Annotated in this window: 13 protein-coding genes; 2 read left to right on the plus strand and 11 right to left on the minus strand. The window is 44.6% G+C overall.

Annotated features, from left to right (window positions below; all coding sequences use genetic code 11):
- Positions 1–130 precede the first annotated feature (130 nt).
- A complete protein-coding gene (locus ACTUJY_RS15480; protein WP_463617019.1) occupies positions 131–3,787 on the plus strand; it encodes an ATP-binding protein in 3,657 nt (1,218 codons plus the stop codon).
- Positions 3,788–4,447 (plus strand): 4'-phosphopantetheinyl transferase family protein, encoded by a 660-nt coding sequence (locus ACTUJY_RS15485; protein ID WP_463617020.1) that lies wholly within the window; start codon positions 3,788–3,790, stop codon positions 4,445–4,447.
- 98 nt (positions 4,448–4,545) lie between these two features.
- Here ACTUJY_RS15485 and ACTUJY_RS15490 read toward each other — a convergent pair whose 3' ends face one another.
- The 11 genes from ACTUJY_RS15490 to ACTUJY_RS15540 all read right to left on the minus strand — a co-directional run bounded on the left by ACTUJY_RS15490 (position 4,546) and on the right by ACTUJY_RS15540 (position 19,848).
- A complete protein-coding gene (locus ACTUJY_RS15490; RefSeq protein WP_463617021.1) occupies positions 4,546–5,616 on the minus strand; it encodes a GNAT family protein in 1,071 nt (356 codons plus the stop codon).
- 3 nt (positions 5,617–5,619) lie between these two features.
- On the minus strand, positions 5,620–6,600 hold the full coding sequence (gene nadE, locus ACTUJY_RS15495) for an NAD(+) synthase (RefSeq protein ID WP_463617022.1): 981 nt from the start codon (positions 6,598–6,600) through the stop codon (positions 5,620–5,622).
- Positions 6,597–8,117, minus strand: coding sequence for a class I adenylate-forming enzyme family protein (locus ACTUJY_RS15500; RefSeq protein ID WP_463617023.1), 1,521 nt, complete (start codon positions 8,115–8,117; stop codon positions 6,597–6,599). Before ACTUJY_RS15500 ends, nadE begins: the two co-directional genes overlap by 4 nt.
- A 37-nt stretch (positions 8,118–8,154) precedes the next feature.
- Positions 8,155–8,415 (minus strand): acyl carrier protein, encoded by a 261-nt coding sequence (locus tag ACTUJY_RS15505; RefSeq protein ID WP_463617024.1) that lies wholly within the window; start codon positions 8,413–8,415, stop codon positions 8,155–8,157.
- Between the two features lie 25 nt (positions 8,416–8,440).
- On the minus strand, positions 8,441–10,351 hold the full coding sequence (gene asnB, locus ACTUJY_RS15510) for an asparagine synthase (glutamine-hydrolyzing) (protein ID WP_463617025.1): 1,911 nt from the start codon (positions 10,349–10,351) through the stop codon (positions 8,441–8,443).
- 130 nt (positions 10,352–10,481) lie between these two features.
- A complete protein-coding gene (locus ACTUJY_RS15515; RefSeq protein ID WP_463617026.1) occupies positions 10,482–11,120 on the minus strand; it encodes a class I SAM-dependent methyltransferase in 639 nt (212 codons plus the stop codon).
- Positions 11,121–11,176: 56 nt separating this feature from the next.
- Entirely contained in the window at positions 11,177–12,220 is a 1,044-nt protein-coding gene (locus ACTUJY_RS15520; RefSeq protein ID WP_463617027.1) for a polysaccharide deacetylase family protein, read from the minus strand.
- Between the two features lie 141 nt (positions 12,221–12,361).
- Positions 12,362–14,173 carry an InlB B-repeat-containing protein gene (locus ACTUJY_RS15525; protein ID WP_463617028.1) on the minus strand — a complete coding sequence of 604 codons (1,812 nt, stop codon included), beginning with the start codon at positions 14,171–14,173 and terminating at the stop codon, positions 12,362–12,364.
- Positions 14,174–14,346: 173 nt separating this feature from the next.
- The gene (locus tag ACTUJY_RS15530; RefSeq protein WP_463617029.1) at positions 14,347–15,990 is read right to left on the minus strand and encodes a hypothetical protein; all 1,644 of its coding nucleotides are present in this window, start codon (positions 15,988–15,990) and stop codon (positions 14,347–14,349) included.
- Positions 15,991–16,093: 103 nt separating this feature from the next.
- Complete coding sequence (locus tag ACTUJY_RS15535; RefSeq protein ID WP_463617030.1) at positions 16,094–18,301, minus strand: putative Ig domain-containing protein; 2,208 nt, start codon at positions 18,299–18,301, stop codon at positions 16,094–16,096.
- A gap of 284 nt (positions 18,302–18,585) precedes the next feature.
- Positions 18,586–19,848 (minus strand): O-antigen ligase family protein, encoded by a 1,263-nt coding sequence (locus ACTUJY_RS15540; RefSeq protein WP_463617031.1) that lies wholly within the window; start codon positions 19,846–19,848, stop codon positions 18,586–18,588.
- Positions 19,849–20,037 lie beyond the last annotated feature (189 nt).

Genomic DNA, 20,037 nt, shown 5'->3' on the forward strand with positions numbered 1-20,037 from the left:
TGTGTGTCTGCTCGGGTTCGAACATGTTTGACAAAAAGGGGTGGATGCATTGAACCGTCCCTGCAGCGATCGAAATCAATTGAGATAACACGATGGGTTTACACCCATCCTACGTGCAAAAAAAACTATTATGTATCTAAAAAAATTAATTTTAATTAACTGGGGCAATTTACCGAATTCAGAGTTTGAGTTTGGTCCACTGAATCTTTTTTCTGGCGGTAACGGTTCCGGTAAAACAACAGCAGCCGATGCGATCCAAACGTTAATGACGGCCGCGCATGAAAACTTGTTTCAGTTTAACCCGGGTCAGGACGAAACCACACAACGCGGTCGAGGCGGTAAAAAAGTACGTACTTTGGCGTCCTACATTCTTGGGTGTGACGATGGCAGTTATGCACGCTTGAATCCGACCGACGGTTACATTGTTGGTCTATTTCATCCGACTGACAATGAAGATGCGGTACCGTTCGCTGCAATGTTAGCGGTACGAGCTTACATCGAAAAAGCCGGAAAAAATACGTTACCCAAGCAAGACACACTTCAATTTTACATTGTTAAAAACCAATTCGAAGACAGCCAATTAGGCATCGAGCACCTGATTCTCGATCTAGGAGGCAATAAAAGCATATTGACATTAGAGAATTGCCACACTTCATTGATCCAGCATTTTGGTAACAATAATGTTGAAAAGTACGACACCAAGCGAGCCTATTTACGGCGCTTGTACGGGGCATTGCGAGGTAGGAAAGACGCCATTGGTGAAAATGAAGCGTTAAACGCTGCCAAAGCTTTTTCTCGGTTTATGGCTTACAAACCAGTACAAAGCATTGATCGCTTTGTTTCGGAAGAAATACTCGAAAAAAAGGATCTGGGTGAAGCCATTCGATCCATTTCCGGACAATTAAAAACCATTCATGGTATGGAGCGTGATGCTGCCCGTTTAACGGCGTCCATCGATATTTTGCAACAGGCCAGCGGTTTTTCTCAGCAATACATCGATCAATGGGTGGAGTTTCAATATCAGCATTATTTAATAGCACAACACGATTTTAATACACGCCAAAAGCATTATTTATCCAATAAAGATCAGCAAAAATATTGCGAAGATCAAATCAAAGAGCATCAAAGCTCCATTGAAATTACCCGTGATCGTCGTGAACAACTGCATGAGCAGCGAGTCGCATTGGAAGCACAGCGCTTGGGTATTACGGCATTGCAAGAAAAAGACGAGTTAAGCAAACGCATTAAGGAACAAGAGAAAAAGCTTTCCCAATTGGCGCAACTATTACTTACCGAAGATCAACAGTTACAAGCCAGTAAAACCGCATGTTCGCAAATTCTCGAATCGTTAAAGTCGCAAGATACGCAGCAAGCGATGATCGAATTGATGAGTAATGATAGCTTAAAGATCACTCGACAGTTTGAAAAGCAGGTAAAAGCCGATCCGTTAGATATCCAAGCATTGATGGGCAAAGATTTGATGAATGACATTCAGATGTTGGAGAAACAACTGGATGCTGTTAGAGCGTTACAATCTTCACAACACCAATGGGTAAACTTTTGGACTTTCGCAAAAGGTGATGAACCCAGTGTGGCTAAGAAAATTGCGTCTCGACTGTCGCGGCTAGAGCTCGACTATGAGCGTATCGCTCGTGAACGCCAAAATAAACTAAAGGAGTTGGAAAAACTCGACCAACATCAAGTGACTTATCCCGATTATGTTGTTCGAGCGATCGAAGCGATTAAACAAGCTTTACCGAAAGCCGATCCACGCGTGCTTTGCGATCATATTGAGGTGACGGATACACGATGGCAAGCGGCTATTGAAGGTTATATGGGTGGCGCTCGGTTCGGCATCATTGTGGAACCAGAGTTTGAAGCGGATGCAATTCGTGTTATTCGTGGTTTGCCTGGACGCGCGAGTAAAGCACGCGTGATCCAGGGAGAAAAAGCTTATCGTGATGCTGAGCGTTTGTCGCTTGATCCCGATTCGATAACGCACGTTTTGGCGTTTTCACATGCAACAGCCAAACATTATTTAATCGCCAGTTATGGTGCGGTTATTTGTGTTGATGATGCTGAGACTTTAAAAATGACCCGTCGCGGCGTAACGCAGGATTGTTTGGCATCGGGTAACTATGCATTATGGCGCTGTGATATTGATGAGTCTGATCTGGTGTTTGGTGTTGAAGCACGAAAACGTGCGGCGCTTGCCAAACAATCCGAACTTACTCGATTAACCGAACAATGGCAACTCACTCGTGATCGAATGCTGGCGCTAAAGCAATTGTTGAAATCGATTGAACAATTAAAGCACTTAAACTTGGCGGATGTGTTATCGCAAATGTTGGGATGTCATCGTGAATTGCAAAAGCTGGAAAATCTAATTCAACAAATTGACTTGGGTGATCATTCTTTACTGGAAGAAAAGCTTTTAGAATTTAAGTCACAAGAAGAAGCGTTACGTATTAAAGAAGATACCTTAATTAAACAAATTGGCCAGTTGGAAGAAAAGCTTTCCAGCCTGAAAAAAGCCATTCGCAAAATTGCAGACGAACAAGATAGTACTCAACAAAGAGTGGAAGAGTGCGAGCTGTCTTTAAAAGCCATTTGTGAAATTTGGCCCGAAGTGGACTTTAACGAGCGTCTTGAGTTGGCCGATCAACAGGCTCAAAATTTGGATGAAAGTTTGGCTCACCAGCAATTGGAATCTTTAGAAACGCAATTGCATGCCAGTGAACGCAAGCTGGACGAAGCCATTAAAACACATAATCAGAACAGCATGCCGGGTGATGCGATTGCTTATGATGTGTTTAATGGCGAATACAATCAGTCGTTGTTCAAAACGATCTGCAATCTGCAGCGTCAAATCGACTCCATTTATAATCGATTAAAAAACAATATTTTGGTGGAAAAACACGGACAGCTCACACAGCTGAAAGAAAGTTTTAATAACGCGTTTGTCAGCAACCTGTGTCACTCCATCCATCAAGCAATTAACGATGGTAAACGACAAATTGAGATCCTCAATCATGAGCTGCAATACCATCGGTTTGGTGATGATCGAGAAACGTTTCGATTCGATTTTGAGTGGTTGCCGGAATACAAGGAGTACTCGAAGTTTTTTGAAGAGATCATTCGCAGTCCTGAATTAGGCGACGGACAAACTTTATTCGATGCAAGTTTAAGTAATTCGTCGCAAAAAGTGCGCGACCGATTGATGACTATGTTATTGGATGAAGACGAAGACAAAGCTTTGCGAGAATTGGATCGTATTGCCGATTATCGAAATTACCATCGGTATGAAATTTACAAAGAAGTCGAGGGAAAACCGGCTATTCCATTGTCGGAGTATGGTACGGGATCTGGTGGTCAGTTGGAAACACCTGCTTATATCATTCGCGCGGCAGCGATCACCAGTGCGTTTCGGTTTAGTGAAGGTAAATCGCATTTGCGAATGGTATTGGTTGACGAAGCTTTTTCAAAGATGGATGAAACACGCTCGCGTGAGGTGATTCAATACTTAACCGATTCGCTGGGTTTGCAACTGGTGTTTATTATGCCTACCAGCAAGTGTGGCCCTTATATGGATTTAATCACTAACGAGTTTGTCTACGCCAAGTGTCCGAGCCCGACACCGCGCGGCGAATTGCATACTCGCGTGCTGGTGGATCGTAAAGTTTGTAACCAACAAAAAATACAGGAATTATGGGCGAGTCATCGCAATACGATTTATCAACAGGCGGAACTCGATTTTATGCAAAGTATTGCTACGGCAGACGAATAGATGTCGATCTCAAGATTGCAACGAGAACTCGCTCAATTAACAGAGCAAGTCGCTCCGGCAAAAATGGTAACGAGTGTTCAGTCGATTACACCCATGGTGGATGTTACGGCTGACGAATTCAAGCTGATAGAAAATGCTGTGCCGAAGCGTCAATACGAGTTTGCCACTGGTCGTCGCTGCTTAAAAGAGTGCATTTTGCAATTGGATAGTTCGTTTAGTGGTTCCATACTGAGAGGTGCGTTTGGTGAACCATTGTTGCCCGAAGGTGTCAGTGCAACCTTAACGCATCATCAGGAATTTGCATTGGCGGTGGCTGCGAAAAGTAACACGATTCGCGCGTTGGGCGTTGACCTGGTATTTTGTAATGAGTCGTTACCGGATGCTGAAATGATCAGCTACGAAAACGAACAGGTACTGGCAGAGCGTTTGGCTGAGGGGATACAACCTGCTTTGTTTATATTTTGTATCAAAGAAGCCATCGTTAAAATTCTTTCGCCGCGATTAGGTCAGTTTTTGGACTTAAAGGATATTGAAATTGATCAGAAAAATGAACGGTTTCAAATTCGTTTTCAAAATCAGATGTTGCCAATCCAAGTTGTTTACCATTTAAATAGTGAATGGATGCTGGCGTTGGCAGTGGATACACACTCAGAATTGTAAGTTACGGTGCCTTATAGCGTCTGCGAATGCATTGTTGTTTTCAAACGTAGGCTTCTAAATACCCCAATGCATTTATACTTTAATGTTGCAGGCGCGCCTTAGAAATCAATATCGGAATCAGAAAAACAGATCCGCCAATCCGATTTGTTCTGCAGTTGTTCTGTTAATTTTGGATCTTGAGTATAAAACATAAAGCGTGCACCGTAAGGGCGCTCAATAAAACCACGCGTTTTCAAAATCGAATACAATTCCGACTCTAACCCATGGTAAAGCAACAAATCGATATTATGTTGTTTACTCCACTCGATTAAATGATCAATTAAAATTGGGTAAATCGGTTTTTCTCCGACTACTTCGGATAGTTGTAGAGTCGACCGTCCATTTTCGGTGACTTGTTTTACCATTGCCATGGCGACCAGTTGGTTATGCACATCTTTTAATTGAAGACATTGGTATTGGCAATGCGTGGACTGGTGGTAGCGCCAGGTTAAGTAAGATGTGGACTTGGCTTGTGTGATACGATTTTCATAAGCTCGATACAAGTCCGCGTGCGCTTGGTCAAAAGTATCAATGGTACTGATTTGAAACTTACGGAAATCACTTTTATTGATTCGTTCGGACCATTGAGAGTAAACGGTAGCCGCTCTTTTTTTCAGTTTACTTTTCAGATCGTCATTGGCGGAAGCATCCAGTGCATTAAAACTCAATGGTTTGACCATGTAATCGATCTGCCCCATATCTTGCCAACCTTGACGTTTAAACATGGTAAAAGCTTCGTCAGAGATACCTAGCCCAATGAGAAAAGGATATCGGTGCATGAGAGCACCGATCATGGCCACACCGAGGCCTTTCATTTTCCACTCTGCGCGTACCCTTAAATCAATAGCGTAAGCACCATTGATCACATTGCCATGAATCGATAAAGGTATGGCGATGGCGCTTTGCTGGCCTACAACCTGTTCGTTTTGCAAACAGTAGATCCGTTTGTTATCAGGATGGCGTTGGTACAACCATTGATTAAAGTGTTCGTTTTGCTGACGAGAGTTTTTCCCAAACTCGGCACGCTGAAACTCCAGCAAAGCATCGTTTGCTTTAGCAGGCACGTCATCAAAAAAGGCGTCTTTGTATTGATGATAAAATTTATCGATCAGCGTGCGTTGCCGGTCCATGTTTTACAGCTCAACTTTTTCAATCATTTGCGGTTCAAGGTGCAAGTAGCGCGTGGTTTTTCGTTTGGCTTTAATATCTTGATAAATGTATTCGGCTTGTTGTTCGTTACAGCCAATTTTTTCAGCTAATTCAGCGGCCGATTTGTTGTGATTAAAATACCACACTGCCAAATCCATTTTTTGATAAGGTAATGCAAAATAAAATTCGTCTTGGCCTTGCTCTAAACTGTAGGTGTCGGTTGTCGGTGTCGAGCTACAAATAGGGTCAGGTAAACCCAAGTGTTTTGCCATGGCGTATACTTGAGATTTGTACAAGTGCGAAATGGGTTTAATATCGGCTGAGCCGTCGCCATTTTTGACGAAAAAGCCCTGATCGTATTCCAGGCGATTCGGCGTTCCAATCACTGCGTAATTTAAGCGATCGGCATGGAAATATTCGAGCGTTTTACGAATGCGTTGCTTGTGGTTGGTGGCTGCGACTATGGTTAAATAGGCTTTCAAAGGCAACATTTGCTCAAAGCGTTCACCCTGTGGATTTTCTACCACAATGTTGTAATGATTGATTTGTCCGTCAATGCCACCCGCAATCACGATTTTATTTTTCCATTCGCTGGTGTATTCCGGGAACACTTGTCGAATGGCATCGTCACGCCAACGATAACAACCAATGGCATCGAGTGTTGGAGCAATATTGTCGACGGTGTATTCAATGCCTAGGTGTTCTGCCAGCAATTTTCCGAGATCGCCACTGGTTGATGAGGAGTCTTTTTCCGGCATCAACAGCCCAAATACTTTTTTGGGTCCCAGCGCTTTTACCGCCAATGCGGCGCAAACGGAGCTGTCGATACCACCCGACATGGCAATCACAAATCCGCGTCGGTGCAGATCCTGACTCAGGATTTGACGCATTTTACTGGTGATTTTTTCTACTTCCTGATCGAAATCTATCGCCAGTTCTGGCGCGAGTCCGTATTGATCGGTCATTGTTGGTTCTCCATGTCTTGTGTCAATTGAAAGCGTTTGATTTTTCCGCTGGCTGTTTTTGGTAACGCTTTTACCCACACCAGCTCGCGCGGTATTTTATGCGCCGGTAAATATTGGTTGCAGTGTTTTTTTACGGTGAATAAGTGCTCTTTTGAAGCTTCACCCACTAAGTAAGCACGCAGTTTTTGTCCGAGAATGTCGTCTTCAACACCCACGACGGCAGACTCCTGAATGAAGTCTAGCTTGTTGATCACTTCTTCCAGTTCCATTGGATTGATACGATGGGCACCGACTTTGATCATGTCACTGTTACGGCCTTCGAGAAACAAAAAACCGTCGTCATCCAAATAACCCAGATCGCCGGTTTTTAACCATCCATCCTTCAGTGTTTGTTGGGTTGCGGGTTCATTTTGCCAATAGCCCTGCATGACGCTGGGGCCACTGATGTAAACTTCGCCTTTTTCGTTTGCTGGAAGTGGTAAGCCCCGTTCGCTTCGGATTTGAAGTGTCACATGTTTCAGTGGAATACCGGCCGAACCGAGCTTATCGGGTAATCGCTGTGGTGGCAGATAGCTGATTCGAGCGGTCGCTTCGGTCTGCCCATACATGACGTACAGTTGAGTTTGCGGTTGGCAACTGGCCAACAATTTTTCGGTCAGGTCTTTTCCCATAGGGCCACCGGCTTGTGTTAGATAGCGAAGCGGGGGCGGATTTTGCGGCCAGTCAGACCGAGACAAAAACAGACTGAAAGTAGAAGGTACGCCAGAAAAGCCAGTGGCTTTGAGTTGGTGCATTGTATTGACAATTTCTTGAGGGAAAGCCATTGAACCTGCCAAAATCACCTTGGCGCCGACATATATGTGTGTGTGTAAAACTGAGTTGCCGTAACAGTAATGAAACGGAAGCACGTTGAGTACGCTGTCTTGTTCGGTTAATGCAAGATAATCAACGATATCCTGAATATTCATCAGCAGGTTGTGATGACTCAGCAATACGCCTTTGGGGTTGCCTGTGGTACCGGAGGTGTAAATGATTTGCGCAAAGTCATTGGGTTGCGGGATATGCCAGTTGTGCTGAGCTTGGCACTCCAGAGCCGCCGACCAGTGATGTACTTCTTCCAATTCATTGGCACTGAAAGTAATGAGTTGGATATCGAGAGAAGTGAGTTGTTCACAATTGGCGTGAGTGAGCTTATCAATCAGTAAGCATTTAGCGCCAGACTGATGTACCAGCTTTTCAATTTCATGAAACTTGGCTTGGGGGTTCAGTGCGACCACCAGGGCACCGGCTTTCCAAATAGCGTAAAAAGCGATGACGTAGTCGATGGAGTTATCGATCACCAGGGCAACACGATCACCAGGTTGAATCCCGAGCTCGGTGAAATAGCTGCCGACTCGATCCACTTTCTGCTTCAGTGAGTGATAACTGAGTTGCTGATTTTTGTCTTGCAGTGCCATGGCATCGCTGTGCGACTCACAAACTTCCAAAAAACGCCGCACCAGGCTGGTGGTACTCATACCGCCGTCATCCTTTTTTGTTGCTTGGAGTACAAATTTACCCCTGCTTTTTCTTAATAAAGGCCAACAGATTGTTGATGGAGTCCAAGTTGGCAGGGATCATCTCGTTGGTTTCGACTTTAATGGAAAGCTCTTCATCGAGAAAAGTGATCAGTTCAAGTATGCCCATAGAATCGAGAATTCCGCTATCGAGAAAGGAGACATCATTTTGAAGCTGATTTTGATCGTCGGTGAACAGGTAATTTTCGAGAATAAAGGTTCTTAATTGCTGTTCGTAGTGGGTTGCGACTTCGGTCATTGTTTTTCGGTTCCTTCAGAGTGTGTTACATAAACTGTTCTATCAGCAGTTGGGTTGACAGTATGCCGACCAAAGCTTGCGACTCGGGGATCGACAATGCTTTTCCGGCGTCTGCCTTTTTTAACAAAAACTGTACTTTAGCGCCATTAAACAAATCGTTTTTATTGATGGCGTCGGGCGTTAGAAATTGGCGCAACGAGTCGGGCAGGTAACGACCGCTCATGGCTTTCATATCGGGTGCGCGGTAAGGCTGCTTATGCCGTTTTAGGATACCTTCCGGCAAGTAGCGACTCATGGCTTTTTTCAGCAAGTTTTTTTCATTGAGTGCTTTCATTTTGAACTTTGGTGGTATTCGATTGGCAAATTCGATGACACGATGATCGAGAAAAGGAAAGCGGCCTTCTACGGAATGCTTCGACAACATGCGATCACCTTGAGAACAAAGCAAATAACCACCCATCAGTGATTTGGCTTCAATGTATTGTGCTCGCTGAAACGGGTGCATCTTTGACAGTGCAGCTGGCAGTGAACTCATCATGGTATCCATTGCACGATCATTGAGCTCAGCATTTAAGGTATCGGAATAGAACATTTTTGCTTTGGCGGTTGTGCTCCAACGCGGCAAGTGTGAAAACGCTAAATGATCGGGTTGCTCTAAGGCTTCTCCAAAAAAGCGTTTTAAATAAGTGCCCTGACCACTGTCGGGCAAAGTGAGATAAGGATAAAGCTTTTTCAGTAACAGTGGACGAAATTCCGAAGTCGGATTTTTGGCCCAGAACTGACGCACTTTGGCTTCTTTAAAGATATCATAGCCTCCAAGTACTTCGTCAGCTCCTTCACCAGTAAGCACCACTTTGAATTGATGCTGGCGCACTAATCCTGACAGCATACCCATGGGTACCGGAGCCGTACGCAAAATGGGTGATTCGGTATGGTAGATGGTATCGGCAAAGTGCTCGGCGATGTCTGCGGTGTTGACCAACAAGTGCGAATGATCGGCATTAAGGTGATCAATAAGCGACGATTGATAAGACTTTTCATCGAAATCGGCTTCGCTGAAGTTCAAGGAGAAGGTGCGAAGTGGGCAGTCTCCGTAATGGTGGATCATGGCAACCAGAACCGAAGAGTCGAGTCCGCCTGATAAATAAGCCCCGACCGGTACGTCGGCACGCAAACGTATTCGGGTCGCATCGATCAGCAAGTCATGCAATTGTTCAGCTTGCTTTTCTTCGTCGCTGCTCCAATATTCGTTTTGATTGAGATCCCAATCCCAGTATTGTTGCTTTTTTACCTCGCCTTTTTCGACGATCAACATCTGGCCGGGTGATACTTCGTTTACTTGTTCGAAAATTGTGTTGGGACTGACGGGGGCCCAAAAGGTAAATATTTGATCGAGCGCTGCCGTATTTAACGACAGTTTCTGATTAAGTGCTGGTTGAATGGCTTTGATTTCACTGGCGAACAGCAGTCGGCCTTGGTCTAGGCTGTAATATAGGGGGCAGATACCCACCCGATCGCGCACCAGTACCAACCTTTGTTGGGAGTGATCCCAGAGTCCAATCGCAAATTGACCGTTCAGATGATCAACAAAATCGAGGCCATATGCCGCGTATAAATGCAAAATAACTTCAGTGTCGGATTGCGTCTGAAACGAATAACCGCGTTTGATCAAATCTTCACGCAGTTCTAGGTAATTGAATATTTCGCCATTGAATACCAACGATAAACGACCATCCGCGGTATGCATCGGTTGCTGGCCAGTGGAAAGATCAATGATGCTGAGACGGCGATGAGCCAAGCCAATGGGGTGTTGCAAATAAACACCACTTTCATCAGGACCACGATGAACAATGGCATCGGCCATTGCTTTAAGTTCCGACTCATTGGTGACGATGGAGTTGGCAGTTAGATTTAAAATCCCTGCTATGCCGCACATAGTTGCTCACGTCCTTGATTCGTTGTCATTGGGTTATACTGCCTAACTTTGCGATGAATACCGCAAGGAGCGCTAGTCTACCGAAATATGTGAATAAGGACAATTGTAGCTCGGAATTCTGGTAATCTCATCACGAAATATTTTTACTTGATTGGGTTCGCTGAGGGCGTAGCAGTTTGCATTTCCAAGAGACGTCTTCGGCATTGGTCAATTCGACAGCATCGAGAATCTCATACGTTTTATCGATGAAACGCCAATGCGACAGACTGACTTCTTGAACATGCATCGAAACGACGAAGTGACCATCTGGGCTGAGCAATTGTTCGTAATGTTTGAGTATGGCTAAGCAGTCGTCGAAACAATACAAACTCTCATTAAAAATGATGACGTCGTAGCGCGTGTTGTCATTAAAGAGAGAGGCATCGGTCGCTATAAATTGAGTGTTTTGATGACTGAATTTCTGGGCTTTATCGATTGCCGTTTGAGAAATATCAATGCCTGTGTAATGTTGATAAGGGAGTACCGATAATCGTTGCTGCAACACCCCATGACCGCATCCAACGTCGAGTATGCGGCCTTGATTAAGCACGTACTGGGTATAGCCGACAATAAGCGAATAATGAGCGAGCTCGGATAACTGATCCAGGTAATCCCATTTTCCATTATTGTAAAGTTCATCCCAAGCTTGCTGATCCAACTCTTTAACTTGTGGGCGATTTAATCCGACAGAAGCCATTAATCGCGTTTTAATCCGGCTGAGCATATCCATTTACCTGACTCGTAGTTTTAATTGTGCGCTATGTTAGCACAGAATTATCGTTGTGCTTATGTGTCAAACTGCCACTTTCGATTGGCATTGTCGATGGGGCGTCGGAAAAGGTAAAGTGCCATTTTCGCTGCGCAAAAGTGCCCCTGTTCATTCACTAAGTCGGCCTGTTCGACATTAAATCGACCTAACAACTGCGTGCTAGCTATGTCAGAGACATTCAATAGCGTATCGCCGGTAAAAATGAGTCGATAACCCGCCTCTTTCGCATCGGCAATGAGCGGCTTACTGACGACCCCGTGTGGGAAAGACATACTGTAAACCGTATGACCGGGTAGCATGTTTTCCAGTTGCTGTTTTGCAAGCTGCAATTGCGTTTTTGGCTGATCAACTTGCGTTAAGGGTTCATGGACCACGCCGTGCGTGCCCATATCAAATTGTTTTTGTGAAAGTTGTTGCAACTGTTCTAGACTGAGCATTTGCGGCGTTTCGGGTAATTGAGTCAGCAGGGATTCAGCCAGCTCCATTAGCTGTTGCCGATGGGTTGGACTGAACGTTTGCAGTTGATGGACCAACCGATACGCCTCAGCATCTGACTCCGGTAATCGATGTTCTTGTGCGGTGATGGCGTTAATTTGCGCTAGATGATGTGGTTGAAGAAGCCCACATCGCCAGCCGCTGAAAAACGTTTCTTGCCAACTCAACATGGGCTTTCCGATGGCGTCCGTGGTAACAAACAGTAACGGTCTGATGTTTTCATCTCGAGCGATGTTATTCGCGAATTGCAAGTTGTCGGCCCAACCGTCATCAAAGGTCACCAAAAGGGCGCGATCGGGCAACGGAATACCTTGTTGCACCTTTAAAAGCTGATCGGTGTTAATAACGTTGTAGTGTCGTTTAAAGAACGTTAGGCAGTCTCTGAAGAATGTGTCACTGACGGTCCAGACAGGATCCGCTTGTCGCCAGCGTGGATCATCGATAGGAAGGACACGATGGAATAAAACGACAGTAAGGCTGCGTTTATTGCGGATCCGATGAAAGCGATCCAGTATACCCAACCGATAAACAACTTGTTTGATAATGTTTTTTAGTTTTGCTGACAAAACATTGAACCTACTTCGAATCACCAGGTGATTGATCCTAATAGAAGCGATGGTTTCAGTCGAGCAGATTGAATGTTCTTTGTCGCAAATGGAGTCTGAATACAGAAAGGCTCAACGAGCGTTGAGCCTTTTAATTGATTGTTATTGTTTTTCGTATGCACCGATATCGTGTGCGCTTCCTGAAGGTCGATTGTTGTCATTGATGTCGATTGATGGCGCACTGACTGAGCCAAAAGAATCCGTTCCTTCATCAATAGCGGGACTGTTCGTTGAAAGCGTATAGTCGTCGTTATTGGCATCGGTGAATACATCGGCAATGGAAGCTATAAACGATTGTGCGTCGTAACCCATCGCCTGCCACTCGGTTAAGGATACCGTTGGGCCATCCGAGTTACTGTCTAACCGAAAAGTATTGGTGGTGATGTTGTAACTGGATTGAAAGTTGCTGTCTTGCAATGAAATGCTGCCATCGTCATCCAGCAGTATGTTGTTAAAGATGATGTGTTGTCCGGTATCGTCCGAAAACTTGATTGAAAAACCACCGTTATTCACTACGGTATTATTATAGATTTGGAAACCTTCTGGGCCAGCGGCCGAATCGATCAAAAAACCACGAATGGCATGGCGGCCATTTCGATAAATCAAATTGTTGCGAATGATGGAATCTTGAACGCCGTCCATATCAATGCCATTGGCAACATTATCGTATAAATGGTTCTGCTCCATAATAATGCCGGTGTGCAGTCCATCGGTACCGGAACCTACGCTCAGATCACCGTTAAAATGAATGCCGTTTTTGGCGTTGTTATAGCAGATGTTACCGCGCAGAGTGGTGTCATCAGAGCCGCCGTTCGCTAGATAAATGCCGTGGCTTTCACTGGAGTTGGCCGCGGTATTGCCTTCAATTAGAGAGTCGGCAACTTGCGAAAGGTAAATATTGGTCGAAGGGGAATCAAACACACGGTTGTTTCGAACAATGATTCCGCGCATGGGAGAGGTGGCCGAAGCGCCTCGTGCGGCTAATCCAAAATGGGTGTTGTCGGTATTGTTGACTCGAAATCCTTCGACGGTGACGTAATTCGCATCAGTAATGCGAATAATGGCATCGGTGGCATCACCGTGACGATTAATAATGACCGAGTCATCATTCGCTTTTACAACCAGACGGCTGTTTGATGTACCGCTCTTGTTTACGTTAAATCCTTCGTAGGTGCCAGCAAACACTAAGACAATATCGCCAGCGACCGCATCATCGATGGCGTCCTGGATTCGATCGTATTCTTGTTGCGAGCCAGCGGTATCATCGACACAAAGAACACTGGTTTCTGTGCAATCGTTCGATTCAGCCACAAAATGTGCCGTTACGTTGTAATTTCCGTTTAAATTAAAACTGCAACTATTGCTGTTTTCCGACGTGCACACATCGCCGCTCCAAGAGTCGAATTGAAACCCGCTGTTGGCAATGGCGGTTAGGGTGATGCTGCTGCCCTCAGAATATTGCGCATTACAACTGTTGCCACAGTTTATGGATTGGCCATCACTGACGTTTCCTTCGCCATCTACCGTAACACTCAAGGTAAACTGATTCGTAGAAACCTGAGAAAATAAAGGCGTTAGCGTCACATTACTGGTGATGGTAAAGCTGCAAGTGGTACTGGCCGAGTTGTCGCATTGATCACCGTTCCAGCGAGTAAACTGGTATCCTTGATCCGCGACAGCGGTGAGAGTTACCGATGCGTTTTCGCTGTAACTGCGCGTGCAACTGTCGCTGCAACTGTTTTGTCCAGAAAATTGAACTTCTCCACCTTCAAAAGAGTTGAGCATCACATTAAAGCTGGTTTCTGCAGTTGTCGGTGAAGACTTGCTTGATGAGCCGCAAGCTTGCAGTAACAATAAGCTTGCAATAAGAAATATCTCAAATAAGAATTTTTGTTGCGAAAATAAAGCACGCATAGTATGTCCTGATCCAATTGATCAAAGTAAAAGTGATGTTCCCATTCTATGCAGCGCTATTTCTTTTTACCAATGACATTTATTTAAAAAGTGAACTTATCGTAACTTTTTTTGTTGATAGATTTCTCTTTAATTTCAAAAAATGTTTTTAATACCTGAAGCTCTAAATAGCGTTACTGTGTCACATAGCGCGAAGGAGATGAATGGCCAAAATATTCCCAAATGTATTGGCTAAAACTTTTTTCATCGTTGCAAAAGCCGCGTTTAATTTTGGCGTCGATGCACATTTCTTTTTTAATGCGTGCTTCATTTGGCCAAGGCCATAAAGGTTGGTCCGTTAAGCGATTGAAATCTTTATCACCAGAAAAGCTTCCGGGTACACCGTACTGATAAAGTATTTCTGCGCCAACATTGGTTATTTTGTTGTGTAAGGGTTGTTCACTGCGCGTTGGGTATCGAATAGCTCCGGTTTTAATTGGGCTTTGTATCAGCTCATAACAATGTTCAATGCATTCGGCGACGTCAAACTTTTTTTCGGTAGATTTTGGGTTAAAGCTTAAAGAGTTTTCGACGCGACTGCCACGTGCATTGTAACCGGTGCGTGTTGCGCCAATCGTCAGACTGTTTTTAATGATGACGGAATCTTGTCCTGGCGAAACGCGAATGGCACTGATATTCGGTTCGGTTTGTGACATAAAAATGGAAACGTTTTCGACGACGCTGGGTGGATTGCCTGCGTCTTCATAATTGTAAGGACGGTTACCCAGGTTGACACCGCCTAATGCATTACCTGCAGCGACAAAGTGTTTGATGGTCCAGATGGGATCGCCACTGGTGAGGACGTTATCGGCTTCAAAATGCAGTCCTATGTCTTGTGAGTTAATGCTCATACTGCCGAGCCACTCGTTGCGTCCAAGAAAATAGTGCGTGCCGTCAATGGTATCGGTTTTAATTTTTTCTTTATTGGTGTGCTGCGCGGTTGCAAAGTCACCGTAGTATCGATCGTTGCGGATCAGACGATCGACAATGATGACATTTTGTACGGAGACATCGTGCGAATCGTATACCGAAAATCCAATGCTGGGATCGGCTTTCGGTGCTGACTCACAACCTGCTTTGTCGCAGCCATCACTGCGGATCACGACACGTCGCCAAACGTTGTGATGAGCGCGATAATTCATAGCGGAGAAACGACGGTTATTGGTCCATACCCAAACATCTTCAATCAAATTGTATTCGTTTTGATGGTGATGATCGTTTGTACCAATACTAAGCGTTCCTTCAACTCCGGTATTTTTAACGGTAACGAACTTTGTATTATACAACGATAAACCGCCAATCACTTTCAGGCCATCAATGGTGATCCATTGATCTTTACGTTGTTTGCGGCCAATAAAAATCGGATGTAAGTCGGGATTTCCGACAATCACGGCAGTACCCGGCTCAAGCGCTTTTATCTGTGTTCTATGTTGACGATTTTTTCCTGAAGGAATCGCTGCCGAAAAATCCAATGTGTCACCGTCATAATTGACTTCACGCAATATACCGGTTTTTGTTTCTATTGAATAAGTTCCGGGCATCAAAAAAAGTGTATTGCCTGGTCGAAAGTCAGAGTTATGAAACGCGTGGTAAAAGCTGCGCCAAGGGGTTTTAGTACTGCGTCCATCGTTATTGTCATCGCCTTCAGGAGAAATATAAAACTCGCCAGTGTTAGCGTGTTCGTGTGTTTTGGCGTTTACGGTGGTTACTTGACTAATGCAAGCGCTGATCAGTGTGATTAATAAACAAGTGATTAAAAAACGATTCATGTTATCCATTGGGTTTGTCCTTGAACGCACCGGATTATACAAAATCGTGAATGAGGGTCAATTGCTCTCTGCACTTCGAGAGCAATTGATTGGGGATATAAACAGAAGATATTTAGGGATAAATGGTGTCGGGCATGGTATTACCGAAGAATTCCCAAATGTAACTGGTTAATGTGATGGGTCCACCGTCACCACGTGTGTCGTTGGAACAAAAGCCGCGAGTGACTCCAGCATCAACACACATTTCTTGCTTGATGCGATCCTCGTTAGGCCAGGGCCACAAAGAGGTGCCTGTTAGGGTGTTGTAATCGGCATCTTCGACAATGGAACCATCGGTTCCGTAGCGATACAAAATACTGGCACCAATATCCACACCATCAATGGCATTGTCGAGGTTGGAGCCCGCTTCCACTTGCAGTGGATACAACAAGGAGCCGTCGGTGAGCGGATCCGAGTTCAATTCAATACAGTTTTGTATGCAAGTGGCTATATCGAAGTCGCCTTCGGTCGCCATTGGGTTGTAACCCGCCGAGTTTTCTACCGATGAACCATTCATGTTGTAACCAGCGCGCGTACCACCAATGGTAACGGTGTTGCGCGCAATAACTTCGGTTTGCTGCGGATCGACACGGATAACGCTGCGATTATCTCCGGCATTGGTCAAGATTAACGTTGCGTTTTCAATAACGGAAGGCGGTTGTCCGACATCGTCATAGTTATAAGGTTTGTTACCGATATTGATGCCGCCATCGGCATTACCTACCGCTATAAAATGCTTGATGGTCCAAATAGGATCGCCACCAGCGGTGACGTTATCCGCTTCAAAATGGAGAGCGGCGTCTTGTGAATTCACCGATAAATTGCCCAACCATTCGTTGCGACCTAAAAAGTATTGCGTGTCTTCGTTGTGCTGTGCGGTTGCAAAATCGCTGTAGGGTTCATCGTTGCGTAACTCGCGATCGATTATGATCATGTTTTGCACGGAAACATCTTGCGATTCGTAAACCGTCATACCAATACTGGGATCGGGTTTTGGTGCACCTTCGCATCCGGTTTCGTCACAACCGTCGCTACGAATTACAACGCGACGCCAGACGTTACTGTGCGCGCGATAGTTCATGGCTGAAAAGCGTTTGTTATCGGTCCAGATCCAAACGTCTTCGATCAAGTTGTGCGTATTGCCATTGTCATGATCGTTGGTACCGACACTCAATGTGCCATTAAATGAAGTGTCTTTAATCACTATGTATTGCGAGTTAAATAGTTGACCACCACCAATAAAGCGCAATCCTCGAATTTCAATAAATTGATCTTTTCGAGAGGAGCGACCAATAAACACTGGGAAGATTTCTGGGCTTCCTTCGACAATGGCATTGCCTGGTGTCGCCGCGCGAACGACGGTAGGAAACTCACGGCTTAAGCCAGAAGGAATGGCTGCCGAAAAATCCAATGGATCACCGTGATCAGTGACTTCTCGCATGATCCCGGTTTCGTTAGCGATGGAGTAGGTACCGTCGAGCAGTATGAGTTCATCACCGCCAGTCATACCGCCATTATCGGCATCGAACGCTTTTTCAAACGACTTCCAAGGCGTGGAAGCTGACTGACCGTTATTGCTGTCACTACCAGAAGGTGAAATAAAGTAAGTGGTAACATCGGGTGCGGTGACAATCACCGTAACGGTGCCTGAAACCGGTGTGTAAACACCATCGGAAACGGTGAATTCGAAGACTTCGGTTTCAACGGTATTATTGGTATACAACAACACATTGGGCTCGTTGCCAATACTGGCATTGGTTGTTCCGGAAAAGTCGTAAGTGAGCGTATCGCCATCACCGTCGGTTAACGGTCCCAATTCGATCTCGATTTCAACACCCACAACGGTGCTGGCATTGACGTCATTTGCGACCGGTGGTTGATTGCCAGATGTATCGACACTAACGGTAATCGAAAACGCCGATGTTGAAGCCGTGTTGGTACCGTCAGTAACCGAAACAACGATATCGGAATAGATTCCGATATCTCCTGCTTCCGGGGTGCCGTAAAGTCTTCCGGTCGTGGTGTCGAACTGTGCCCAACTGGGAAGGTTTTCAATTGAAGCTGTTAAAGTGCCACTGGCATTAGAAACGGTTGGCGTATAGTCGTACATCTGGCCGACAAAAACGCTGGTCGGGTAGTTTGCGACGATTGAAATATCTGGATTAGATGACGTTTCTGGGGAGCTACTGCCTCCACAGGCGGTCAATAAAACAGAAAAAGAAAACAATAGAAAAACCTTAGCAAAACGGCGTTTTGCTAATGAAAAAGAAAACACATACATGATTGCAGCCTGGAAAAATATCAGTCTTAAAATTGTATATGAAAAGTAAAATACCTACAAAAAAGTAGCTGGATTAAATTGAGAATTTGGTAATAAATCACAGTTTCAAAAATTAAAATTACCTTTACTGATAAACACTAAAAACTTTATCACTTAAAAGCATTTATAGAGTTGCTGTTTCAATCAATAAATTTTTACTTCAACCTTGATAAGTAAAGAAAGCAGTAAGAACATTGAATGTAAAATCTCGTATGGCTATATACACGAGGGTGTTTTATACATGGCTAATAGTAGAGCGCAACGAAAACACGAACCAGTGCGATCCAGCCAAGACTTATCATAAAAATTTTCCAAAAGTCTAACGCAGTAAACTTAATTTTACCTTCATTGGCTCTTTCAACCACTGCGGCCATTCCAAACAGAAAAAATTGTGTTTCATATTCAAGAGTCACGAACATTGAGCTGATTAAATAACCGACCATTGCCAAAGAAACGGCACGAGCGATGGAAACGTGCCGTTTCACTTTGGAGTTAATTACAAAATAATAAATGTTATAAAAAGCCCAGTAATAGGCTGCGACCCAGAAAAACAGCCCCGGAAATCCAAGTTCTCCCATATTTTCAATCGCGGAATTATGCGCAATCAAACTGCCGGTGTAGCCGGCGTAGTTTCCTCGGCCAATACCAAACACAGGATTTTGTGTGACCATTTCCAGCCCTTGCATCCACATATCGACCCGATGTTGTGCCGAATTATTTTCGTCTTTCACCTGAGTAAGATGACTGGGAGCTAACAACAAAACGGAAAATGCCAGAGCGCCTACCGCAATCAATTTGGAAATGGATATGTTAATGTGTTCGATGCTGCGCATCAGAAAATACAAACCAAAAATACCAATCGTTGCTAGAAAGCCGCCGCGAGATCCGGTGTACCAGATCGCAATTAACAGGGGCACCAGTGCTGCCAAGGTTAAAAGCTTTTTAAAGGTGCCGAAATGTTTGTCCAGGTACTGAAGAACAAAGGGCAGGCCGAGAGTATAGAGCACACAAAATACGCCAGGACCGTCGAAAATATTTATCCATTGAGTACGCCCGGTTCCACCGGCATCGAGTACGCTTTGATCGACCCAGCCTAAGCTTTGCCCCGCCCAACCAATACCATCGGGTGATAATTTGTGTTGAATGCCTTCAACCACAATGACATAAACCAGTATTAAGACTCGAAATCCAGCACGTTGTAAGCCTTCCAGATCTTCAATGGTCGCAACAACCAACTTAAACAGAATAAACCACTTGATGTAATTGACGATTTTTTCGCTGGTTAACGCATTGCTGGGGTTGACGATGGAGGAAACGATGATCCAAAAAATATAGGCCAATAGAAAATAATCGAGCGTGTTAAACTTGGTAAAACGATCGATTTTACCTTTTGCAGCAAGCACGATCATCCATATTGGGTACACGATTAAATCGGTTCGCCAGCCGACAAAGGGCTCAATCCACAATTGAGGAGCAATAAGCAGCGTAATTAAATACAAAAAAATCATGGAATGATTGAATGCCTCAGTCTGATTCAGTGCAAGGTGGTCCGACGAATTCTATACGCTGTATTGCGATTAGCCACCTTTCCATAGCGCTGTGGATCATAGCACAATCAGCGGTTCGAAATAACTACTGACAAGGCCAGTGCAATTGCCTAAAATAACGCATGTTTTAGTCAGATAATCGAGAGTCAA

Source organism: Pleionea sp. WD8-19 (genome assembly GCF_055326765.1).